The following is a 22,998-nucleotide window of genomic DNA, read 5'->3' on the forward strand; positions in this document are numbered from 1 at the left end:
TCCTTCTAGCGTCGCCGGATGTCGGCGATCTCCGGGCGGGGCTGCTCGGCCAGCAGCTCCAGGTCGTTCTTGGCCTCGACGTCCCCGCGCACGGTGGCGCGGAAGAACGACGTGACGGCGGCGGCGAGCGCCTCGCGCAGGGCGGCGACGTCGCCGGTCGGCGGGTCCTCGAGGAACCCGCGCGCGGTCGTGGGGTCGTCCGGGTGGACGGCCAGCATGTGGGTGGCGGCCTCGATCACGACGAGCCACGCCTCGGTGGTCGCCGGCAGGGCACGTTCCCAGGTCGCCGTGACAGGGTCGTGCTCCGGCGCGCCCGGGTCCTCGCCGTACCGGACGGCGCTCGCGGCGACGACGCCGTCGGCCGTCCCGGCCAGCAGCATCACGGGCGCCTGGGCCGGCGACGGCAGCAGGGTGCTCGGGGGGTGGCCGAGCATCTGCGACGCCATCGTGTGCGCGGCGTACGTGGCGACGGCCCGCACCTCCGGGAACCACTGCGGGCTCGCGGACTGGAGCGCGACCGTCCCGCCGGCCGAGTGGCCGAAGAGGCCGACCGAGCCGGTGTCGAGGAGCCCTGCCAGCGGGCCGTCCTCCCCGAGCGCGGTGACGGCGTCGAGCACCGGGCGCAGCGCCTGGGTGGTCGGACCGGTGCCGTAGGTCTCGGGTCCGACCACCGCGAGGTCGACGCCAGGGCTGAGCCCGTAGTCGCCGGGGCCGTGCTCGCTGGGCGGGAACAGCTCGGCCACCCAGTCGTACGTGACCGCGACGAACCCGGCCTCGACGAGATGCACCGCGAGCCACGCGTACGCGTCGCTGCTGACGTTGACGCCTGGGAGGACGACCGCCAGCGGGTACGGCGCGCGCTCGGGGGCGGCCGGGAGCCGACCGCTCATCCGCTCGGCCGTCGTCGACGCCGCCCGCGCCGGGTAGCGCACGGTGACGTGCGCGGTGTCGTACGGGGCGGCGGCGCCCGGGACCCGCACCGCGGTCCGGAGCGCACGGACGAGGACGGGCTGGCTCATCGCGTCGGGTGTGCCTCGTGATCGAGGGCGCGCGGGAGGACGCGGTCGCCGCCCCACAGGGCGCGAACGAGCCGGTCGGTCGTCTCGGCGCCGAAGTAGCGCTCGCCCATGACGTTGGCGGGATCGCGCTCGGCGATGTTGCGGCGGATCGCCTCGTCGTCGGCGGTGAGCGTGGCGCGCTCGGCGACCGGGACGGCCTCGGCCGCGTCGACCCAGCCGAGCCAGCGGTCGAGGTGCTCCTCGGCGACCTCGGTGACCAGTGCCGTCATCGCCTCGTCGGCGGGTGCCATGTGGCAGAACGCCGTCGGCGAGAGGCCCGCCCGGACGAAGGCGGAGCGGCTGATGAACGGCTCGAGCGAGCTGTCGTTCTGGAGCTGCTCCCACCGCGCGTTGACGGGCTCGTAGTAGCGGTCGAAGGAGTCGACGTCGGTGACGAGGTAGCTGCGCGGGACCGAGTCGAGGAAGAACCAGCCCTGCGGGAAGCAGCCGAGCGCCATCCCGAAGTGCGGCACCTTCACCTGCGGGCCGAGCCAGATCGTGAGGTGCACGTTGCAGAAGCCGGCGGCGGCGTTCTCCATGTGCGAGTGGACCATCCAGTCGATCTCCGGGCCGGCGTACGTCCGGACACGACCCTTGGCGCCGGTGTCGCCGGCGAAGTCCTCGAGAGCCTCCGACGACGGGTCGCGCTCGACGTCGAAGCGGTCCATGACGCGGTCCTTCAGGCGCTCGACGAGTGCCAACCAGGCCTGGAACGTCTCGGTGACGTCGGTCGGACCCGACTCGTCGAGATGCTCCTGGACGAACTTCAGACTCTGGCTCACTTGCAGGCTCCTCACCGGTAGTGCGACGTGGCTCACGTTCGAGTGAGACTATATATGATCTATACCGTGTCCGGACAGGGTTCCGGACAGAATCTTGGCCTCGTTCGCCGCCGTTTCGGGCGGCATGTCCAGAGCCGTAACCGAAACTTGATGACAGCTCGTCAGATCGGGTACGCGGTCGCGCCCAGGCCGGCGCCGCCCGCCCGGAACGCCGCCGGCGCGTGGACGACGCAGGTCTGCACGTGCTCGAGGATCCCCTCGTCGCCGTACTCGCGCCCCCACCCCGAACGCTTCACTCCACCGAAGGGGGCCCGCAGGGACATGCCCGTCCGGTTGTGCGTGTTCACGAAGGTGAAGCCCGCATCGAGCCGCGCGGCGAGAGCGAAGGCACGCTCCTCGTCCACCGACCACACCGACGCGCCGAGCCCGAGCTCGCCGGCGTTGGCCCGCACGACCGCCTCGTCCTCGGTGTCGAAGGAGAGCACGGGCAGGGTCGGGCCGAACTGCTCGTCGGCGACGACCGCGTCGGTGTCCGAGGCGCCGAGGACCAGCGTCGGCAGCACGAAGTAGCCGTCGGACAGCGTCGTCCCCGGATCCACCGTGCCGACGGGGACGACCTCGGCTCCCGCGGCACCTGCCGCGTCGACCAGGTCGCGGACCCGCTGCGCGGAGGCGGCGCTCACCACCGGCCCCATCGTGACGCCGGCGGACAGCGGGTCGCCGACGCGCAGCACCCGCTCGGCGGCCGCGCGCAGACCGGCGACCACCTCGTCGTAGCGCGACCGGTGGACGTACAAGCGCTTGGCCGCCATGCACACCTGCCCGCTCGTCGCGAAGGACGCCATCAGCAGGCGCTCGGCGACAGCGTCGTCGAAGGCCGCGTCGGCGAGCAGGATCGCGGGGTCGTTGCCCCCGAGCTCCAGCAGCGACGGCGTCAGCGCCCCGGCGGCCGTACGCGCGATCGCCCGACCGGCGACGTCGCCGCCGGTGAATGCGACACGGTCGACGTCGGGGTGGCCGACGAGCGCCGTCGCGGTCTCGGCGTCGCCGTGGACCACCTGGAGGAGGCCCTCGGGCAGCACCGTGGCGAGGGTGGCGACGACCTCGCCCACCGCGAACGGCGCCAGCGGGGACGGCTTCACGACGACGGCGTTGCCCGCCACCAGCGCCGGTGCGACCTTCAGCATCGCGAGGATGACCGGCGCGTTCCAGGGGGTCACCGCGGCGACCACCCCGTACGGGCGGTGGCGCATCAGCAGCCGGCCCTGGGCGTCGTCGATCTCGCGGTCGACGAGCAGCTCCTCCGCCCGGCCGGCGACCCAGCGCATCGCTGTGACGGCGAAGCCGGCCTCGCCCCGGCAGTCGGCCAGCGGCTTGCCCGTCTCGCGGGCCATCAGCTCGGCGACGGCGTCGAGCCGCGGCTCGAGGAGGTCGGCGGCCGCGCGCAGGGCAGCCGCCCGCTCCGCGACGGCGACCTCGCGCCACGCGCGCTGCGCGGACCGCGCCCGCCCGACCGCGGCGTCGACGGCCGACGGGTCGTCGAACACCACCTCCCCGACCACCTCGCTCGTACGGGCGGGGTTCTCCCGGCGCGCGCCGGCGGCCGTGACGGTCACCGCGTCACCCCGCCGGCTCGAGGGGCCGCAGCGAGTCGATCATCGACGTCCGACGCAGGTACGCCCGCGACGCGGCCGGGTCGGCGGCCAGCGCCCGCAGCTCGGCGTGGTGCGCGGCGCGCGCAGCCGGGTCCTGCTCACGCAGCTGCTTCCAGTTGTCGTGGGTGACCGTGCGGACGTACGAGAGCGCGACGTCGCGACGCCCTTCGACGACCGTGTCGAGAGCTGCCAGGTCGGCCTCGCCCGTGAGGACGTCGGCCAGCGCGCGTGCGGTGAGGACGGCGTCGTGGATCCCGCTGTTCATGCCCATCCCGCCGAGCGGGTTGTTGACGTGGGCGGCGTCGCCGACGAGCAGCACACGGCCGGTGCGGAAGCGCTCGGCCACCCGCTGGTGCACGTGGTAGAGCGACGCGTGCAGCAGCTGCCACGGCCGGCCGAGATCGGCGACGCCGCGCAGCCGCTCCTGCACGCGCTCCGCGTCGACCTCCACCTCTGCCGGGCTGTTCGGGTCGGTCGGGAAGAGGATCCGCCAGTGCTCCGGCGTCTTGAGCAGCACGAGCCACTCGTGCGGGTCGAAGACGTAGTTGACGTCGGCGATCCCCGGCAGCACGCTCGCGAGGTCCTCCGTCGTCGACGCGACGAGGAAGCGCTCGGGGTAGGTGATCCCCTCGAACGCAGCACCCGTGCTCTTGCGCACGACCGAGCTCGCACCGTCGGCGCCGACCACCCAGTCGGCGCTCCAGGAACGCCCGCTCGCCGTGGTGACGGTGACGCGGTCGTCGGCCTGCTCGACCGACGTGGCCGCCTCGCCGAACTCGACGACGCACCCGTCGTGCCGGAGCAGCCGGTCGAGGAGGATCGGCGTCAGCTTGCTCTGCTCGCACTGCACCCGGAACGGGTACGGGGTGTCCTCGGACAAGATGCCGAGGTCGAGCTCGGCCACGGGACCGCTCTCGCGGTCGCGGTACTGGAAGGCCTGGGAGACGATCCCGCGCTCGATCAGCTCGTCGAGGACGCCGAGCTCGGCGAGCATCTCCAGCGTCGGCGGGTGGTACGTGCTCGCGCGCGACTCCGAGGAGAGCGACTCCCCCGCCTCGAGCACGGTCACCGCATGGCCGGACCGCGCCAGTACCAGCGCCGTAGTGAGGCCGACCGGGCCCGCTCCCACGACCAGGATCTCGTTCGTCACTGTGCTGCCTCCTCGGCGTACGCCGCCTCCAGGACGAGCTGGTCCCCCAGCCCGACGAGTGCGGTCAGGTCGTCCCACGCCATCCGTGAGACGTCACCGGCGTGGCCGGTGCGGGCGATCGCCGCGTACGTGTCCGCGGCCGCACGAGCGGCGGCCAGCAGCGCGGAGACCGGGTGGATCACGAGGCGGACGCCGAGCGCGGCGAGGGTCTCGTCGTCGGGCCCCTCCACGGAGCCGGCCGCCTCCGAACGGTTCATGACCAGCGGCACCGCGCCACCGAGCACCGAGGAGACCTCGGCCAGCTCCGGCACGCCGGCGCCCTCGACGAAGACCGCGTCGGCCCCGGCCGCGACGAACGCACGCGCGCGCGCGACCACTTCGTCCAGCCCTTCGACGGACAGCGCGTCCGTCCGCGCGACGATCACGACGTCGGTCCCGGCCTCCACGGCAGCACGGACCCGACCGGCGGCCTCGGCGACCCCCACCACGGCCTTGCCGGTCATGTGACCGCACCGCTTGGGCGCCACCTGGTCCTCCAGGTGCAGACCGGCGACGCCCGCCGCGGCGTACGCACGCGTCGTGTGCCGTGCCTGCAGCGCGTTGCCATAGCCGGTGTCGGCGTCGGCGAGCAGCGGGACGCCGTCGAGCGCCGGCACGACCTCGCGAGCGCGGGCGGCGATCTGGCTGCCGTGGACGAAGCCGAGGTCGGGAAGGCCGAGCCCGACCGCCGACGCGACCGCGCCGGACAGGCACGCCGCGCGGGCGCCGGACACGACCGCGAGCCGCGCGGTCACCGCGTCGTACACCCCTGGGAGGTGGACGACCTCGTCACCGGCGAGGAGCGTGCGCAGCGCAGCGGCAGGAGTCGAGGCTGACCCCGTCATCGCCCGTGCAGCGCGAAGCTGCCCTCGACGCCGACGACACGAGCGTTGGTGAAGCAGCGGATCGTCTCCACCGTGCCCTCCTCGCCCAGGCCGGACAGTCCCCAGGCCGGCCGCGGCGTCATGAGGTGCAGGCTCATGATGGTCGAGCCGTTGACCTTGACCTCGCCGGCGTGCACCTGCCGGGCGAACGCGAGCGCCCGCTCCGTGTCGGTGCCGAGCACGTACCCCTCCAGCCCGTACGCGGTGCCGTTGGCGAGCGCGAGCGCCTCGTCCTCGGTCGTGTAGGTGTGCACGGTCGCGATCGGACCGAAGATCTCCTCGCGCGCGTCCTCGCCCGCCACGCCCGTGACGAGCGCCGGCGCCAGGAAGTTGCCCGTGCCGGGGACCGCGGTGCCGGTGTGGACCTCGCCACCTGCGGCGCGCAGCGCGTCGAGCGCGGACTCCAGGCGGGCACGGTGGACGGAGTGGACGATCGGCCCCAGGTCCGAGTCGGCGTCGAGCGGATCGCCTGCGCGCAGCCCGGAGAGCCGCTGCACCGCCCGGGAGACGACCTCGTCGGCCAGCTCCTCGGGGACGATGAGTCGCCCGAGCGCACGGCACCACTGGCCGTTGAGCGTGGTCAGCAGGTCGACGGCCGCACGAGCGGCCGCCTCCGGGTCGGCGTCGGGCATGACGACGAGCGGGTTGTTGCCACCGAGCTCGAGCTGCAGCGCAGCGAGCTTTTCGGCGCACGCCGCGGCGACCGCGCGACCGCCGACGGCTCCGCCGGTGAACGACACCGCGCGGATCCGTGGATCGGTGACGACCGCGCCGCCCACGGCGGGACCACCCTGCAGCAGCTGGAACACGCCGCCGTCCACGCCGGCGTCGGCGAGCACCTGCGCGACCGTGGTGCCGAGGAGCGTCGTCGCGTACGGGGCGTACTCGCTGGGCTTGAGGATCGTCGGGCACCCGGCGGCCAGCGCGCTCGCGACCTTGTGCGCCGCCATCGGCGCGGGGGCGTTCCACGGGACCAGGCACACGGCGGGCCCGACCGGCAGGCGCAGGACCTCGACGGCCTGACCGTTCTCGCCCGTCACCGGGGGGTCGACGAGGGCGCCCGAGCGGAGCATCTCGGCGGCCAGGTGGAAGGCGCCGGGCACGATCATGCCCACGATGGACGTCTGCCGGACCGGGACGCCGGTGGCGAAGGCCTCCAGCGCAGCCAGCTCCGCCTGCCGGCCCTCGAGGGCGACCGCGATCGCGTCGAGCAGGTCGGCGCGCTCGGCCGGTGACGTCGAGGACCACGCGCCGCTGGTGTGCGCGGCCTGCGCAGCGGCGAGCGCGCGCTCGACGGACTCCGGCGCGCTCGCGACGGCGCTGCCCAGCGCAGCACCGCGCGCCGGGTCCTCGAGGACGAGGTCGAGGGTGCCCGTCGCGGCAGCGACCTCGCCCGCGACCACCTCGACGAGCGCGGGCAGCGTGACCGCTGCAGCCGTCCCGTCCTGCGCCGTGCTCGTCATCCCTGTCCCGCCTTCGCCTTCGCGTCCACTGCGTCGGGCGTGGTCAGCCCGATCCACGACTCGTCGGTGACCAGCAGCTGGGCGAGGTCGAGCTTGCCCCGCTCGGCGGGGAACGCCTGGACCAGGCCCATCGCGGTGTCACGTACGGCGCGACCGATGACGTTGTCCATCAGTGCGCCCGACGTCCCACACATCTTCAACGACGTGATGGCCACCGCGAAGGCTTTCTCGCAGACCGAGCCCTTGGCGAGCTTCCAGTTCTTGACGACCTCGGGCTTGGGCAGGATCGGCGGGTCGCTCGCCTCGAGCTCCACCTGGTAGCGCAGCCACAGGTGCATGTCGGTCAGGTCGTGCTGGGCCTCGCCGATCAGGACCTGGTGCATCGGCGAGGACGCGATCGGCTTGCCGGTGTCGGCGAAGGTCGCCTTCATCGTGCGCGCGAACGCGTAGTCCCACGCGCCCTTCGCGATGCCCGCGTAGATCGCGGCGATCGCGATCTGGTTGCCCACCCACGACCCGCGCGACATCGACGTCGCCCGGGCGAATCCCGCAGGGACCGTCAGGGCGTGGTCGGCGGGGACGAAGCAGTCCTCCATGACGAGACCGAAGTTGTCCGAGGCCCGCATGCCCAGACCGCTCCACTCCGTACGCGGCCGGATGCCCTCGGAGTCACGGGCGACGAGGAAGAGCGAGATGCCGTCGATGCCGTCGATGTCGGCGCGACGTGCGGTCACGAGGTAGTAGTCGGCGGTGCCGGAGAGGCAGCCGAACGACTTCTCGCCGTTGAGGCTCCAGCCTCCCTCGACCGGCGTGGCGGTGGTCGAGATGAGGACGTTGGCGTTGCTCGCCTTGGCGGCCTCGCTCGCGAAGTTGGCGAGGCACCGCTCCTCGGTCCCCATCAGGTGCAGGACCTTCTCGGCGAACGCCCGGACCTCCTCGGCCTCGTCGTCCTCGTACAGCCCCGCCTCCAGCGCCGCGAGCGGCAGCAGGCCGCGCGACGAGGCCGAGCAGTGGAAGAAGTACGCGAGCGCGGTCGACCCGCAGACCGTGCCGAGCGCGTACGTGGTGGCGACCAGGTCGCGCAGGCCTCCGCCGAGGCCGCCGTACTCCTTCGGGACGACGAGCCCGAGGAGCCCGGCGTCGGCGAGGAGCTTCACGTGGCCCTCGGGGAAGGCGCCGCTGGCATCGGCTGCCTGAGCGGCGTCGCGCACCGCGGGGAGGATCTCCTCGACCCGCTCGGCGCGCGCACGCTCCTCGGGGCTGAGGTCGGTCAAGAGGTGTTCGGCAGTCAGCATGGCCGTCATCAGCTCCTACAGGGAAGGCATCGGGGTGGGGTGGGCGGTGCTCGCGGACGTGCCGTTCGGAGACGGCGCCGGCGGGCCTGGTGGGTGTTCGCGGAGGCGGCGCGCGACGCGGTCCAGCGCCACGGCGTCCGCCGGGGTGGTGACGTCGAGCGTCTCCAGGAGGCGCAGGAGGTCCTCGGTGGCGACGGCGCCGTCGAGGCCGCCGAGCGTCGTGTCGAAGTGGTGGACCCCGGACTTCAGCGCGGTGAGGACGTTGACCAGGCCCAGCCGGTCCTTGTCCCGCAGCCGAAGACGCAGCGGGACCGGACGGGCGAGCCCGACGGCGTCCTGGAGGAGGGCGCGCACCTGCAGCGGCGTCGCCGCCCCGGAGGTGTCGTCCAGGCAGATCTCGGTCGCCCCGGAGTGAGCGAGGACGTCGATGGCCGCGAGCGCGGGCTCGTTGCCGGCGAGGGCGAACGCGTCCTCGAGGATCACCACGCGGCCCGTCGTCCCCTCGTCGCCCGCGAGCTCGCGGGCGAGCACCGCAGCGCGCTCGACGGAGCGCGGGTCGTGGCCGTCGGCCTTGAACTCGAGGACGGAGATGCCCCGGTCCACGGCCTGGCGAGCCTGCACGGCCGACTCGACCAACGCGCTGCGGTGGTCGGCGTCGGCAGCGGCCTCCACTGCGGCGCCGCCCCACGGGAGGGTCTCGAGAGGTGCCCCCGCGGTGAGGTCGGCCACCCGTACGCGGATGCCGGAACGACCGACGTGGTGGGCCGTGCGGCGGACCGAGTCGGCGATCTCGCCCCGCGAGGCGAGCGAGTTCACGAGGCCGCTGTCGGCCAGCGTCGCGACGTCGGGGAGGACGTCGGCGAACTGGCCCCAGCCGCGCGAGTGGAACAGCAGCGGCGCGGTACGGCGCGCGGCGTGCCCGGCGAGGACCTCGCCGACGAAGATCGTGTGGTCGCCGCCCGGATAGGCGTGCAGCACCCGGCAGTCGAGCCAGCCGAGCGCGGAGTCGAGGAGCGGGACCCCGGTGGCCGCCGTGGACCACGTCTCGCCGTCGAAGCGGTCGGCGACGTCGCCCGCCATCCCCGCGAACCGGCGCGCGACCTCGGCCTGGTCCTTCGCGAGGACGCTGATCCCGAAGACGCCGCTGCTCTCCACGAGCCCGTGGCTGTAGAGCCTCCGGTCCAGGCATATCGACACCAACGGCGGGTCGAGACTCACGCTCGAGAACGAGCTCGCCGTCATGCCGTGCCGGACTCCGTCGACGACGGTGGTGACGACGGTGACGCCGCTGGGCCACTGGGCCAGCACGTCGCGGAACGTCGAAGCCTCGACCACTGATCCACCTCCTTCAAAGGTGGTAGAGAATATACAATATCGACTTGCGGTTGTGCCACGTCGTTCTTCGCCAAGTCGTCGAGGGCCTGCGAGAATCTATGATGTAGACGCACGAAGGTCCTGACTCATAGAGGAGCACCCGCATGGCACGACGTAGCCGATCCGACCGCACCACCCGGCCGATCGCCCACGTGTCACTCGTCGACCGCGTGACCAGCGAGCTCCGCGCGTCGATCCTCACCGGAGAGATCCAGCCGGGGTCGTCGGTCTCCATCGTCGAGCTCTGCGAGCTCTACGACGTCAGCCACATCCCCGTGCGCGAGGCGCTGCGCCGGCTGGAGAGCGAGGGCATCGTGAGCCTGCGGCCCGGCCGCTCCGCGCTCGTCGCCGCGCTCAGCGCCGAGGACCTCGCCGACATCTACCGGCTCCGGCGCCTGATCGAGGGCGACCTCGCCGCGCAGGCCGCGCGCCAGATGACCGACGAGCTGATCGCCGAGGCCGAGGAGGCCCTCGACGAGTACGTCGCCATCGAGCGTGAGCCGGCCGCCCTGACGGCCGCGCACCACGCCTTCCACGCCACGCTGCTCTCCGACGTCATGGGCAACGCCGACAAGAACGTGCTCGACCTCCTCTGGCACTCGGCAGACCGCTACCTGCACCTGCTCATGCGCGACCTCGACCACGCGCCCGAGACCAAGGAGCACCGCATCGACGAGCACCGCGAGCTCCTCGACCTGGCACGGGCACGCAAGTCGGCGGCGTTCAAGAAGGCGTGGATCGCCCACCTCGACGGCAGCGAGCGCTCGCTGATGGCCGCCCTGGGGAACCGCGCGGTGGCGGACTCCGCCTGAGCGGCCCGCGACGTCAGGGCTTGACCAGCGCGTCGGCGATCGCCCACGGGCGCCCGTCGACGACGTCCGTGCCCCGCGAGACGAGGCGGTTCGACGCCTGCTCGGGGCTCAGCGAGGCGAGCGTGACCGCCTGCTCGGTGAGGACGGGGTCCGGGCGGCTGATGACGCCGTCGAACTGCCACCCTCCGCTCCACAGCGTGAAGTCGGCGGACAGCGGCACGAGCATCCCCGCCCCGTACGCCCCCGGGCGTGAGGCGACGACGAGGTTGAGCCGGTTCTCTGCCGCCCGCTCGAGCAGCAGCAGGTCGAGGTCGTGGGGCGCCGCCGTCGTGAACGGGACGGCGACCACGTCGGCGTCCTGCAGCGACGCGAGGCGGAACGTCTCCGGGTGCAGCGCGTCGTCACCGACCACGACGGCGAGCCGCCCCCAGGGCAGGTCGACGACCTGGAGCGCGTCACCCAGGCCCGTCGCCCACGCGGCGTGCCGCGCGCTGGCGTGCAGCTGCGGCTGACGGACCACGACGCCGTCCGCGTCCACGGCGACCCCGACGTGCTGGTCGCCGTCGCGCAGGCTCGTCACCGCGGTCGCCGTCGTGCCGGCGAGCACCGCGTGGAGGTCGTCGAGCGCGACGCCGGCCAGCTCGGGGAGGACGACGAGCTGGGCGCCGTCGACGACGGCCTGGCGCACCAGAGCGACGAGGTCGTCACCGTCGGCCGGGCAGATCGACGCCGCGACGAGGGAGGGAGCGCCGGCAGGCGCCTGACGCCCGCGCGGCGCAGCGATGATCGGGCCGTACAGCTCCGGCCGCCGGGCGGCCATGACGTCCGTGCCGTCCGGACGCCGCTTGTCGTCCGCGAGGGTGACGTCGATGTCGGCGACGACGACGGCCTCGCCCGTGAGCGGACCGCGCGCGACGACCGTGCCGTCCGGCGCGACGATCTGGCTCTCCCCCGCACCGTGGAGGCGCTCGACCGGCACGCCGACCGCCTGGGCGACGGCACCGATGCTGTGCTCGGGGACGAGCGGCCCGACCTTGTTGGCCGCCACCACCCAGACACGGTTCTCGACCGCACGTACGGGGACGTGCAGGGAGGCCTCGTCGAGCGCGAACGAGTTGAGGCTGTTGAGAAGGACCTGCGCACCTCCGACGGCGAGCATCCGCGGCGTCTCGTTGATGACGCCGTCCATGCAGGAGTACAGACCGAGGCGGCCGAGCGGCGTCTCCACCACGAGCGAGGGCTCGGTCGCAGGATCGAGGTGGTCGCGCTCGCTGCCCATGAGGACCTGCTTGTCGCTCGTCGCGAGGATCGCGCCGTCCGGACCGATGAGGACGTTGCTCCCGGTCGTGCGCCCGTCCTCGCGCAGGAGGGTGCAGTTCACCAGCAGGTGGATCTCGTGCGTGGCCGCGGTCTCGGCCAGCGTGCGGACGAACTCCCCGTCGAGCGTCTGGGCCATGCGGCGCGCGTGCGCGCGGTCGGCGTACCAGGACACGTGGTTGCCGAACTCGGGAAGGACGACCAGCTGGGCCCCTTGGGCGACCGCGTCCTCGACGAGGCGAACGGCGGTGGCGAGATTCTCGGCGACGTCCTCGGTGGCGGCGAGCTGGACGGCGGCGACGCGTACGACAGTCATGGGCGAAACCATATATCCTTCTACGATCCTCCCCTAGAGTTTCCCAGAGGACTTCCCCGCCGATGTTTCCCCGTGACAGGAGCCCGACGTGAGTGACCAGCCCCTCGATCCTCATCCTCCCCAGGAGGAGGCCGTCCCACGGGCAGCCGTCCAGGGCACCGTACCCCTGACGGCCTTCGTGGGTCGCCCCCCGATGGAGGTCGACCTGGCACGCTCGGCGCCGTTCGGCTGGTGGGCGGCCATCGTGATCGCGCTGGTGGCGTTCATCGACCGGATCGAGGTCAACCTGATCGCCGGCGCCCTGCCCGCGATCCAGGACGAGTTCGGCTTCAGCGACACCTGGGCCGGCGCCATCCCCACCGCCGCCTCCCTCGCCGCCGTCGTCCTCCTCCTCCCGGCCGGCCGTCTCGCCGACAAGGGACGGCGGACGTGGATCGTGGCGCTGGTCGTGCTGACGTGGGCGTTGTTCTCGGTGGCCAGCGGGCTGGCGACGACGTTCGCGATGTTCTTCGTCATCCGCATCCTGCTCGGCGCGGCCGGCCAGCTGTACAACCCGCCGGCGTCGAGCCTCCTCGCCGACTACTACCCCGGGAGCACCCGCGGCAAGGCCTTCGGCCTCGAGCGCGCGGGCTACTACATGGGTCTGCCCGTGGGCGTCGCCGTCGGCGGTGCCGTCGCCGAGGCGCTCGACTGGCGCGCTGTCTTCTTCATCGTCGCGATCCCCGGCGTCCTCGTCGCCGCGCTCGTCCTCACCGTCCGTGAGCCGGTCCGCGGGATCGGCGACCGCATCGACCGCCTCCGGGCCGACAGCCTGTCCGCCGCCGACCGGGGCGTGCACGCCGAGACCCCGAGCCTGAGCACCTCGATGCTCCAGGAGGCGCGCGCGGTCCTCTCGATCATGTCCCTGCGCGGCATCACGATCAGCCTGGGGCTGCTCTACCTCGGGCTCGGCGGCCTCTTCTACTGGCTCCCGACCTTGCTCCAGCGCACCGAGGACATGTCGTACGACGCCGCGGCGGGCATCGCCGGTGGCGTCGGCGGTGTCGGCATCGTCATCGGCATCATCCTCGGCAGCCGCATCGGCGACCGGGGTCATGGCGTGAAGTCGGGGTGGCGGATCCGGATCAGCGTCTGGTTCCTCCTGGTCGGCGCCCTGTCGATCACCGGTGTCGTCCTCCTGCCCGGCGTCGCCCTCCGGGTCACGCTCGTCGCGCTGGCCTGCGTCGGCTTCGCCGGCGCCATCCCGAACCTCACGGCGGCCTCTGCCGACGTCGTCCCCGCCGCCCGGCGCGGGCTGGGCTTCGCTGCCGTGCAGTTCCTGCTGTCGCTGGGCGGCGCGCTCGGACCGTTCCTCATCGGCGTGGTCTCCGACGCGACCGGCTCCATCAACATCGCGTTCCTCGCGCTGGTGCCGCCGCTGTTCGCCAGCGTGCTGATCCTGCGGTGGGCCGCGATCACCTACGACGACGACGCACGCAAGGCGCTCACCGGGACCTGAGGCCCGGCGCCCACGCACGACGAAACCCCCGGCGCGGTGCGCCGGGGGTTTCGTCGTGGTGCGGGTCGTCAGCCCTGTGGTGTCAGCCCCAGTGGCGGACGACGACCGGGCCGTCGTACGTCGGCGCCGTCTCGCCCGCCGGGAGGTGCGCCCAGCGGCGCTGCGCAGTCCAGCACAGGTCGACGTCCGTCGCGAAGGTGCTGATCTGGGCGCCGTCGAGCACCTCGACCGATCCCGGCAGCGCGCCGCCGGCCGGGCGTACGACGCCGGGGGCGACCTCGCGCACGGCGAGCGTGCCGGCCTCGTCGGACGGCCCTTCGGTCCACCCACCGGGCGCACCGCTGAACCACACGAGCGCGCGCGTCGCCGTCGGCGTGCCGGTCTGGGAGCGGGTCGCCTTCGGCTCGACCACGAGCATCGAGCCCGGCTCGCAGGTCTCGCCGCTCATCGACAGCGCACCCTCGAGGACGAGCATCTCCTCCCCCGCCGGCTGGTGGCCCGTCATCGCCCGCTCCCAGCCCTCGGGGAACTGGACGAGGACGGTCCGCGACGTCGCGTCCGGCGACGCGTACAGCAGCACCATCTCGGCCTTCTGGGCGGCGCCGGCAGGGGCGAAGCTCGTCCACTCCAGCGTGTCGTCGTACAGGTCCTGCTCGATCACTGCATCGCTCCTTCTCGGGGTTCGGGGGTGGGACTGGTCGTACGGAGGTGGTCGACGGCGTCGGCGAGGCGCACGACGTCGGCGTACTTCGCGTCGAGGTCGAAGAGGTTCTGCGCGTGCACCTGGGCGTCGCGGTCACCGCACGCCTCGTCGACGACGATCGGACGGAAGCCGTGCTGCAGCGCGTCGGTCGCGGTCGCGCGGACGCAGCCGCTGGTCGAGAAGCCCACGACGAGGACGGTGTCGACGTCCCAGAACCGCAGGGTCGACGCGAGGGACGTGCCGAAGAACGCCGACGCATACTGCTTCGTGACGACGACCTCGCCCGGCAACGGGGCCGGAGCCTCGGGGAACTCCGCCCACGGTGACCCGGGCTCGAATGCGGCGAGCGCCGGAACCTTGCGTCGGAAGTGACCGCCGTCCGTCCCGTCGGCGGCGAGGCGGACCTCGGTGAACACGACCGGGACCCCGTGAGCACGCGCCGCCTCGACGAGCTCGGCGCTCGCGGCGCGGGCGGCCTCGAAGCGCCCTCCCTTGTCGCTCAGCGGGGAGGACGGGTCGAGGTAGGCGGTCACGACGTCCACGACGACGACCGCCGGGCGCGCGCCGAAGCCGACGCGGCCGAGGAACCCTGCCGCGGCGTAGTCGTCGCCGCGGTCCATCAGATGACCCCGGCCTCGGCCAGCGCCGCCCGCTCGTCCGCGGCGATGCCGAGCAGCTCGCCGTACACCTCGTCGTTGTGCTGCCCCAACGACGGGCCGGTCCACCGGACGCTTCCCGGCGTGCCCGACAGACGCGGGACGACGTTCGGCATCGCGAGCGACCCGAAAGTCGGGTCGGGCACCCGCACGACGGCCTCGCGCGCGGCGTAGTGCGGATCCTCGAGCATGTCCGCGGCACGGAAGATCCGGCCGGCCGGGACGCCCGACTCGTGCAGCAACGCCAGCAGCGCCTCCGCGTCGTGCTTGGAGGTCCAGGCGGCGATCCGCTGGTCGAGCTCCTCCTGACGCGCACCGCGCGCGCCGTGGGTCGCGTAGTCCGGCAGCTCGGCGAGCTCGGGCTCCCCCATCGCCGCTGCCAGGCGAGTGAACACGGTGTCCTGGTTGGCCGCGATGAGGATGGTGTGCCCGTCGGCGGTCGGGTAGACGTTGCTCGGGGCGACGTTCGGCAGGATCGGGCCGGTCCGCTCGCGCTGGTAGCCGGCGACGTCCCACTCCGTGACCAGGCTCTCGGTCATGGCGAGGACGGCCTCGTAGATCGCGCTGTCGACGACCTGCCCCTCCCCCGTGCGCTCGCGGTGCAGGAGCGCGGCGAGGGTCCCGACGGTGGCGTGGGTCGCGGCGAGCGAGTCACCGATCGACAGACCCGTGCGCGACGGCGGCCGGTCCGGCTCGCCCGTGATGTAGCGCAGGCCGCCCATGGCCTCGCCGATCGAGCCGTACCCAGCCCGCTCGGAGTACGGGCCGGTCTGGCCGTACCCGCTGACCCGGACGAGGACGATGCCGGGGTTGCGCTCCTTCAGGCGCTCGTACCCGAGGTTCCAGCGCTCGAGGGTGCCCGGGCGGAAGTTCTCGACGACGACGTCGGCGTGCTCGACGAGGCGCAGGAAGAGCTCCTGGCCCTCGGGGCGCCGGAGGTCGAGGGTCACCGAGCGCTTGTTGCGTGCCACGATGGGCCACCAGAGGGAGTGGCCGTGCGGCTTCTCTCGGCCCCACTGCCGCATCGGGTCGCCCACACCGGGGGGCTCGACCTTGACGACGTCGGCGCCGAGGTCACCCATCAGCTGGCCGGCGAACGGTCCGGCCAGGAGCTGGCCGGCTTCGATGACACGCACCCCGGCGAGCGCGCCGGGAGTCTGCTCGGTAGACATGGGCCAGATCGTATATCAGATAGACTCGCCATTCCCACCTTCCCCAGGAGGACGTGCATGACGACCCAGCCGCCGGCGACCGTCGAGATCGTCGAGGTCTCCCCGCGCGACGGGCTCCAGAACGAGGCCCGCATCCTGCCCACCTCGGTCAAGGCCGAGCTGGTCCGGCGCAGCCTCGACGCGGGCGTGCGACGCATCGAGGTCACCGCCTTCGCCCGACCGGACCGCGTGCCGCAGATGGCCGACGCCGAGGCGCTCATGGCCGAGGTCCGCGACGACCCGCGGCTGAGCGCGATCGGGCTGGTGCTCAACCGCCGAGGGCTCGACCGCGCGATCGCGGCCGGGTGCGACGAGGTGACGGTCGTGGTCGTGTCGTCCGAAGGGCTCGCCGTCCGCAACCAGGGCGTCGGCACGTACGACCAGGTGGCGGCGTGGCACGCCATCGCACCAGCCGCGCGCGAGGCCGGGCTGCGGACCTCGGTGATCCTGGCGGCGGCGTTCGGGTGCCCCTTCGACGGCGAGGTCCCGGTCACCCGGGTGCTCGACGTCGCTAAGGCGGTCCTCGACGACGCGCCTGACGAGCTGGCGGTGGCCGACACGATCGGCGTCGGCGTCCCGGCGCAGGTTGTCGACCTCGTCTCCGGCCTGCGCACGCTCGCCCCCGGGCTCCCGCTGCGCGCGCACTTCCACAACACCCGAAACACCGGGTACGCCAACGCGATCGCTGCCGTGCAGTCCGGGGTGAGCGTGCTCGACGCCTCGGCAGGCGGGATCGGCGGCTGCCCGTTCGCCCCCGGCGCGACCGGCAACATCGCGACCGAGGACCTGCTCTACCTGCTGCACCGCAGCGGGTACGAGACCGGTGTCGACCCCGAGCAGATCGCCCGTACCGGCACGTGGATCAGCGAGGAGCTCGGCCTGGCGCAGGCGCCCGCCCAGCTCGGACGCGCAGGCTGGTTCCCGTCCCCCGCATCCACGTCGGCCTAGAACAGGTCGCGGATCTCCTTGGGGATCTCGATGTCGCCGTCGGCCTGAGGCGCGCCTCCGAAGCCGAACGCGGACGCACCGTCAGCCTGCGGCTTGGCGGCCTCGTTCTGCGCCGCGGCGGCGCGCTTCGCCGGGTTGCCGGAGACGCGCCGTCCCTTGCCCTTGCCCTTCTTGGCCTGCTGGCGGGCGCCTGCGCGCTTGCCGCCCATGCCAGGCATCCCCGGCATGCCGGGCATCCCGGGGATACCGCCGCCCTTGGCCATCTGCTGCATCATCTTGCGGGCCTCGAAGAACCGGTCGACGAGCTGGTTGACATCACTCACCTGGGTCCCCGAGCCGCGGGAGATGCGGGCACGGCGGGAGCCGTCGATGATCTTGGGGTTCTGACGCTCGGCCGGGGTCATCGAGTAGATGATCGCCTGGATGCGGTCGATCTCGCGCTCGTCGAAGTTCGCGAGCTGGTCCTTCATCTGCGCAGCGCCGGGCAGCATGCCGAGGATCTTGGTCAGCGAGCCCATCTTGCGGACGGCCTGCATCTGCTGGAGGAAGTCCTCGAGGGTGAAGTCACCCTTCTTGCCGGCGAGCTTCTCGGCGGCCTTCTGCGCCTGCTCGACGTCGAACGCCTTCTCGGCCTGCTCGATGAGCGTGAGCATGTCGCCGAGGTCGAGGATGCGCGAGGCCATCCGGTCGGGGTGGAAGACGTCGAAGTCGGTGAGCTTCTCGCCGTTGGAGGCGAACATCACCGGGCGTCCGGTCATCTGCGCGATCGACAGGGCGGCGCCACCACGGGCGTCACCGTCGAGCTTCGACAGCACCACGCCGGTGAAGTCGACGCCCTGGAGGAACGCCTCGGCCGTACGGACGGCGTCCTGGCCGATCATGGCGTCGACGACGAAGAGCACCTCGTCGGGATCCGTGGCGTCACGGATGTCCGACGCCTGCTTCATCAGCTCCTCGTCGATGCCGAGGCGGCCGGCGGTGTCGATGATGACGATGTCGTGGAGCGTCTTGCGGGCCTCTTCGAGCGCTCCCTTGGCGACCTCGACCGGGTCACCGACCCCGTTGCCCGGCTGCGGCGCGTACACGTCCACACCGGCACGCTCACCGACGACCTGGAGCTGGGTGACGGCGTTCGGCCGCTGGAGGTCGGCGGCGACGAGCATCGGCGAGTGGCCCTGGCCCTTGAGGTACAGGCCCAGCTTGCCGGCGAGCGTCGTCTTGCCCGCGCCCTGGAGGCCGGCGAGCATGATGACGGTCGGCGGGTTCTTGGCCAGCCGCAGCCGGCGCGTCTCGCCGCCGAGGATCCCGACGAGCTCGTCGTTGACGATCTTGATGACCTGCTGGGCCGGGTTGAGGGCCTGGCTGACCTCTTCGCCGCGCGCACGCTCCTTGACCCGGGCGACGAACTCCTTGACGACGGGCAGGGCGACGTCGGCCTCGAGGAGGGCGACGCGGATCTCGCGCGCGGTGGCGTCGATGTCGGCCTCGGACAGCTTGCCCTTGCCGCGCAGGTTGCGGAAGGTCGTCTGGAGGCGGTTCTGGAGTGTGTCGAACAAGAGAGCCGTTCCTCAGGTGTCGTGACGGGTCCGCGGGGCGCGGCACGTGCCGTTCCAGCCTAGCCGCTCCCCTCCAGCCCTGATCTCGCAGGCATCGCCGTACGACGAGGGCCCCGCAGCGCTCAGAGCGGGAGGCTGCGGATCTGCTCGGCGAGGGCCGCCGCGTCCGACGGAGACAGAGCGGCTCCGCCCGGCCCCACGACGTAGAACACGTCGCGTGCCTGCGGCCCGAAGGTCGACAGGTGGGCGGACCGGATCGCGTACCCCGCCGTCGCGATCGCTCGCGCGACCGTCCACACGAGACCGCGCCGGTCCTGCGCGCGCACCTCGAGCACCGTCGCCGACGTCGACGAGTCCGGGTGGACGAGGACTTGCGGAGGGACCGCCGCCGAGGCCTCCCCCAGCCCGATCCGCTCCTCGAGGGAGATCTCGCCCGCGAGCACCTGGCGGATCCGCCGCGAGAGGCGCGCCCCGTCCGCCTCGGCGTCGGTGACCTCCCAGATGCTGGTCGTCAGGCCGTCGCGTCCGACCAGGCGCGCCGAACGGATCTGCTGGCCGGCGAGGCTGAGCGCGCCCGCGAGGTCGGCGAGCAGCCCGATCCGGTCGGTCGCGGTGATCTGCACGAGGGAGCCGTCGTGGTGCGGACGCACCTCCACCGAGAACGACTCGCGGTCGCCCGCGGGGAGCGGCAACGCTGCCGGCCACCCGTCGTACGACGGCTGGTCGGGCACGGGCGCCTCCCCCAGCACGGCGCGGACCTTGGCCACGAGCCCTCTGATCAGCCCGGACCGCCACGCCGACCAGGCAGCCGGGCTCGTCGCGCGCGCGTCGGCCTCGGTGAGGGCGGCGAGGAGGTCGAGGTGCTCCAGGTCCGCGACCCGTTCCGCGACGTTGGCGGCGGTGTCGGGATCCTCGATGTCGCGCCGCGTCGCCACCGTCGGCAGCAGCAGGTGCTGCCCGACCAGGGCGCCGATCGTGGCCGCGTCGGCGTCGTCGAACCCCCACCGTCGCGCGATCCGCTCGGCGATCGGCGCACCGACCTCACTGTGGTCGCCCTCGCGGCCCTTCCCGATGTCGTGCAGCAGCGCGGCCGTGCAGAGGAGGTCCGGGCGAGCCACCCCACGGATGAGCTCGCTGGCCACGACGCACGCCTCCACCGAGTGACGGTCGATGGTGTAGCGGTGCACCGGCGACGACGAGCCGCGCAGCCGGATGGCACGCCACTCCGGCAACCAGCGGTCCACCAGCCCGGCGAGGTCGATCTCCTCCCAGACCGCGACGAGGCCACGACCGGCGGTCAAGATCTCGACGAGGAGCCGCCGCGCCTCCGGTGACCACGGTTCGGTCGGTGTCGCCGCGCTCGCCAGCCTCCGGGCCGAGGCGGCGGACAGCGGCACCCCGCGGCGCGCCGACTCGGCGACCGCCCGCAGGGCCACGAGCGGGTCGTCGGCAGGATCCGGCGAGCCGGTCAGCACGATCTCGTCACCGACGACTGCGACACCCGGCGCGACCGGGTCGAGGCGCGGACCCGGGGCCGTACGGGTACGCGGGCCGTCGGCGAGCACGGCGTCGAGACGACGCCAGGTCGTGGTGGCGAGGTGCGCGGTGCGGCGACCCAGATCGCGGACGTACAGGTCGAGCTGGTCCGGTGCGAACCCCATCTGCGCCGCCACCTCGGGCACCAGCTCCGGGGTGAGCCGGTCGGTGGGTCGGCCGGCGACGGCGTGCAGGACGTCGCGCACGTCGAGCATCGCCGCCCGCAGCGCTTCGAGCTCGCGGTGCGGCACGTCGACGAGCCAGCTGGCGACCAGCGCCCGCATCGTCGTCCCGTCGCGCAGCCCGCCCCCGGACTCCTTGAGGTCCATGATCGCCGACTGCGCGAGCCATCCGACGCGTTCGATGCGGTCCCGGGTGGCGCGCTGGAGCTCGGGCAGCCGCCGTCGCGCCGTACGCCGCCACGCCGCCAAGACCTCGGACCGCAGCGCGACGACCGCCGCCGTGTCACCGGCGACCGCGCGCGCGTCGAGCATCCCCAGCGCCGCGCGGACGTCGTCGGCGGCGGTGGCCAGCATCTCGTCGGCGCTGCGGACGGCGTGGTCGAGGGCGACCCCGTCGTCCCAGAGCGGGTACCAGATCTGCTCCGCCACCTGGGCGACCCGCGCCGGAGCCACGTCCGTACGGTGCACCAGCACCACGTCGACGTCGGAGAACGGGGACATCTCCCCGCGGCCGTACCCCCCGACCGCGACGAGCGCAAGGCCGCGTCCGCCTGCCTCGGGCAGGTCGGACACGGCCTTGGTGAAGCAGTCGCGCAGACGCCGGTCCAGGGCCTCGGCCCGGGACCGGCGTCGTGCGCTGAGCTCCTCGGTCAGAGCGCCGCCTCGTCCTTCTCACCGGTGCGGACACGCACCACGGACTCGACGGGGACGACCCAGACCTTGCCGTCGCCGATCTTGCCGGTGGCGGCGGACTTCACGACCACGTCGACGACGTCCTTGACGTCCTCGTCCTCGGTCACGATCTCGACCCGGATCTTGGGGACCAGCGAGACGTCGTACTCGGCGCCCCGGTAGACCTCCGTGTGGCCCTTCTGGCGGCCGTAGCCGCTGGCCTCGGTGACGGTCATCCCGGTGATACCGAAGGTCTCGAGGGCCTCGCGGACCTCTTCCCACTTGTGCGGCTTGATCACCGCGGTCACGAGCTTCATGCCTTGGCTCCTTCAGGGGTGGTGGTCAGCGTAGCGGCGACCGAGGGGCGTGCCACGCCGGAGGCCGGAGCGAGGTCGTACGCCGACTCGCCGTGCTCGGCGAGGTCGATGCCCTCGACCTCGTCCTCCTCGGCGACCCGCCAGCCCATGACCGCCTTGATGGCCAGCCCGATGAGGAGGGTGAAGACGGCCGACCAGAGCATCGCGAACAGCGCGATGGAGAGCTGGACGACGAAGAGCTTGATGCCGTCACCGTAGAAGAGGCCGCCGTCGACGGCGAGGAAGCCGATACCCAGCGTGCCGACGAGGCCACCCACCAGGTGGACGCCGACGACGTCGAGCGAGTCGTCGTAGCCGAACCGGAACTTCAGGCCGACCGCGAGGGCGCACAGGGCACCGGCGACCAGGCCGAGAACGATCGAGCCGATCGGGCTGAGCGCACCGCACGCCGGGGTGATGGCGACCAGACCGGCGACGATGCCCGAGGCGGCACCGAGCGACGTGGCCTTGCCGTCGCGGATCTTCTCGATGACGAGCCAGCCGATGATCGCAGCCGCGGCGGCCACGGCGGTGTTGACCCAGACCAGACCGACCTCGCTGGTGAACGCGGTGGCGTACGCGATGGAGTTCTCGACGAAGCCCTCAGCGCCGTTCGAGACGGGCTCTGCTCCCGTGACGTCGACGTACGAGCCGACGTTGAAGCCAAACCAGCCGAACCAGAGCAGGCCTGCACCGAGCATCGTGAGCGGGAGGTTGCCCGGGCGGGTCGGCTCCTTGCCGAAGCCGCGGCGCTTGCCGATGAGCAGGACCAGGACGAGGGCCGCGATACCGGCGTTGATGTGGACGACCGTGCCGCCGGCGTAGTCGATCGGGGCGACCGTCGCCGCACCGTCGGTGGTGCCGAAGATCATCGCCGCGAGGCCGTCCTCGCTGCCGGAGAGGAAGCCGCCTCCCCACACCATGTGCGCCAGCGGGAAGTACGCCAGCGTGACCCACAGTGGCAGGAAGACCAGCCACGAGGAGAACTTCACGCGCTCGGCGAGCGCGCCGCTGATCAGGGCCGCGGTCAGCACCGCGAAGGTCAGCTGGAAGGCGACGCTGATGTAGCCGGTGCCCTCGACGCCGTCCAGGCCGAAGAGCTCGAACGGGTTGGCGAAGAAGCCGCCCACGTCCTCGGAGCCGTAGGACATCGACCAGCCCCACAGGACGTAGACGACGCCGACGACGCCCAGCGCGCTGAACGACATCATCATCATGTTGAGGACGGACTTGGTCCGCGTCATCCCGCCGTAGAAGAGCGCCAGGGCCGGCGTCATCATGAGCACGAGCGACGCGGAGGTCAGGATCCAGGCTGCGTGGCCGGTGTCCATGGAACCTCCAGGGTGAGAGCTTGCGACAGTGCCGGTGATCGAACGGCGGTGTCCGGGTCGGCTTCGTTGACGATTAGGTTCGCGGCGCTTCGTTTCGCGTTGGGCGACTGTCTGTTTCGCGCAAGTGACACTTCCCTGGGTTCTGTTACGTCCAGGTTTCCCGGTTGCCGACACGCGTGACCCGTGTCTCTTCGGACCCGAACC

At 72.6% G+C, this 22,998-nt stretch carries 19 protein-coding genes; 3 read left to right on the plus strand and 16 right to left on the minus strand.

Annotated features, from left to right (window positions below):
* Positions 1-5: 5 nt before the first annotated feature.
* The 8 genes from NYZ95_RS04405 to NYZ95_RS04440 form a co-directional block, all read right to left on the minus strand.
* A complete protein-coding gene (locus NYZ95_RS04405) occupies positions 6-1,019 on the minus strand; it encodes an alpha/beta hydrolase family protein (RefSeq protein WP_262849101.1) in 1,014 nt (337 codons plus the stop codon).
* Positions 1,016-1,840, minus strand: coding sequence for a hypothetical protein (locus NYZ95_RS04410; RefSeq protein WP_262849103.1), 825 nt, complete (start codon positions 1,838-1,840; stop codon positions 1,016-1,018). The genes NYZ95_RS04405 and NYZ95_RS04410 overlap by 4 nt, the downstream gene beginning before the upstream one ends.
* A 161-nt stretch (positions 1,841-2,001) precedes the next feature.
* Positions 2,002-3,456 (minus strand): aldehyde dehydrogenase family protein, encoded by a 1,455-nt coding sequence (locus tag NYZ95_RS04415; RefSeq protein WP_262849105.1) that lies wholly within the window; start codon positions 3,454-3,456, stop codon positions 2,002-2,004.
* 4 nt (positions 3,457-3,460) lie between these two features.
* Positions 3,461-4,645 (minus strand): FAD-dependent oxidoreductase, encoded by a 1,185-nt coding sequence (locus NYZ95_RS04420; protein WP_262849107.1) that lies wholly within the window; start codon positions 4,643-4,645, stop codon positions 3,461-3,463.
* Positions 4,642-5,529: an isocitrate lyase/PEP mutase family protein gene (locus NYZ95_RS04425; protein ID WP_262849109.1), complete on the minus strand. Its 888-nt coding sequence runs from the start codon at positions 5,527-5,529 to the stop codon at positions 4,642-4,644. Before NYZ95_RS04425 ends, NYZ95_RS04420 begins: the two co-directional genes overlap by 4 nt.
* Positions 5,526-7,031: an aldehyde dehydrogenase family protein gene (locus NYZ95_RS04430; RefSeq protein ID WP_262849111.1), complete on the minus strand. Its 1,506-nt coding sequence runs from the start codon at positions 7,029-7,031 to the stop codon at positions 5,526-5,528. Before NYZ95_RS04430 ends, NYZ95_RS04425 begins: the two co-directional genes overlap by 4 nt.
* Positions 7,028-8,326, minus strand: a complete 1,299-nt coding sequence (locus NYZ95_RS04435) for an acyl-CoA dehydrogenase family protein (RefSeq protein WP_262849113.1) — start codon at positions 8,324-8,326, stop codon at positions 7,028-7,030. Before NYZ95_RS04435 ends, NYZ95_RS04430 begins: the two co-directional genes overlap by 4 nt.
* Positions 8,327-8,341: 15 nt before the next feature.
* On the minus strand, positions 8,342-9,661 hold the full coding sequence (locus NYZ95_RS04440) for a flavin reductase (RefSeq protein WP_262849115.1): 1,320 nt from the start codon (positions 9,659-9,661) through the stop codon (positions 8,342-8,344).
* Between the two features lie 143 nt (positions 9,662-9,804).
* Here NYZ95_RS04440 and NYZ95_RS04445 point away from each other — a divergent pair, with 143 nt between their 5' ends.
* Positions 9,805-10,512, plus strand: coding sequence for a GntR family transcriptional regulator (locus NYZ95_RS04445; protein ID WP_262849117.1), 708 nt, complete (start codon positions 9,805-9,807; stop codon positions 10,510-10,512).
* Positions 10,513-10,525: 13 nt separating this feature from the next.
* Here the strand turns inward: NYZ95_RS04445 and NYZ95_RS04450 are convergent, their stop codons facing one another.
* Positions 10,526-12,145 carry a nitrilase-related carbon-nitrogen hydrolase gene (locus NYZ95_RS04450; RefSeq protein WP_262849119.1) on the minus strand — a complete coding sequence of 540 codons (1,620 nt, stop codon included), beginning with the start codon at positions 12,143-12,145 and terminating at the stop codon, positions 10,526-10,528.
* 88 nt (positions 12,146-12,233) lie between these two features.
* Here NYZ95_RS04450 and NYZ95_RS04455 point away from each other — a divergent pair, with 88 nt between their 5' ends.
* The gene (locus tag NYZ95_RS04455; protein ID WP_262849121.1) at positions 12,234-13,643 is read left to right on the plus strand and encodes an MFS transporter; all 1,410 of its coding nucleotides are present in this window, start codon (positions 12,234-12,236) and stop codon (positions 13,641-13,643) included.
* 82 nt (positions 13,644-13,725) lie between these two features.
* Here the strand turns inward: NYZ95_RS04455 and NYZ95_RS04460 are convergent, their stop codons facing one another.
* Genes NYZ95_RS04460 through NYZ95_RS04470 form a run of 3 tightly spaced genes read right to left on the minus strand, consistent with a single transcriptional unit; the run spans position 13,726 to position 16,174 of the window.
* Positions 13,726-14,304, minus strand: coding sequence for a hypothetical protein (locus tag NYZ95_RS04460; RefSeq protein WP_262849123.1), 579 nt, complete (start codon positions 14,302-14,304; stop codon positions 13,726-13,728).
* Complete coding sequence (locus NYZ95_RS04465) at positions 14,301-14,966, minus strand: isochorismatase family protein (RefSeq protein ID WP_262849125.1); 666 nt, start codon at positions 14,964-14,966, stop codon at positions 14,301-14,303. The genes NYZ95_RS04460 and NYZ95_RS04465 overlap by 4 nt, the downstream gene beginning before the upstream one ends.
* Positions 14,966-16,174, minus strand: coding sequence for a CaiB/BaiF CoA transferase family protein (locus NYZ95_RS04470; RefSeq protein WP_262849127.1), 1,209 nt, complete (start codon positions 16,172-16,174; stop codon positions 14,966-14,968). The genes NYZ95_RS04465 and NYZ95_RS04470 overlap by 1 nt, the downstream gene beginning before the upstream one ends.
* 57 nt (positions 16,175-16,231) lie before the next feature.
* Here NYZ95_RS04470 and NYZ95_RS04475 point away from each other — a divergent pair, with 57 nt between their 5' ends.
* Positions 16,232-17,161, plus strand: coding sequence for a hydroxymethylglutaryl-CoA lyase (locus NYZ95_RS04475; RefSeq protein ID WP_262849129.1), 930 nt, complete (start codon positions 16,232-16,234; stop codon positions 17,159-17,161).
* On the opposite strand, the gene ffh is transcribed toward NYZ95_RS04475, so the two are convergent.
* From ffh to NYZ95_RS04495, 4 genes are all read right to left on the minus strand, one after another.
* Positions 17,158-18,717, minus strand: coding sequence for a signal recognition particle protein (ffh, locus tag NYZ95_RS04480; RefSeq protein ID WP_262849131.1), 1,560 nt, complete (start codon positions 18,715-18,717; stop codon positions 17,158-17,160). The two genes, NYZ95_RS04475 and ffh, sit on opposite strands and share 4 nt — an antisense overlap.
* A 122-nt stretch (positions 18,718-18,839) precedes the next feature.
* Entirely contained in the window at positions 18,840-21,089 is a 2,250-nt protein-coding gene (locus tag NYZ95_RS04485) for a [protein-PII] uridylyltransferase (RefSeq protein WP_262849950.1), read from the minus strand.
* Positions 21,086-21,424, minus strand: coding sequence for a P-II family nitrogen regulator (locus NYZ95_RS04490; protein WP_262849134.1), 339 nt, complete (start codon positions 21,422-21,424; stop codon positions 21,086-21,088). Before NYZ95_RS04490 ends, NYZ95_RS04485 begins: the two co-directional genes overlap by 4 nt.
* Positions 21,421-22,794, minus strand: a complete 1,374-nt coding sequence (locus NYZ95_RS04495) for an ammonium transporter (RefSeq protein WP_262849136.1) — start codon at positions 22,792-22,794, stop codon at positions 21,421-21,423. The genes NYZ95_RS04490 and NYZ95_RS04495 overlap by 4 nt, the downstream gene beginning before the upstream one ends.
* Positions 22,795-22,998: the final 204 nt, after the last annotated feature.

It is taken from the genome of Mumia quercus (assembly GCF_025506335.1).
GTDB lineage: Bacteria > Actinomycetota > Actinomycetes > Propionibacteriales > Nocardioidaceae > Mumia > Mumia quercus.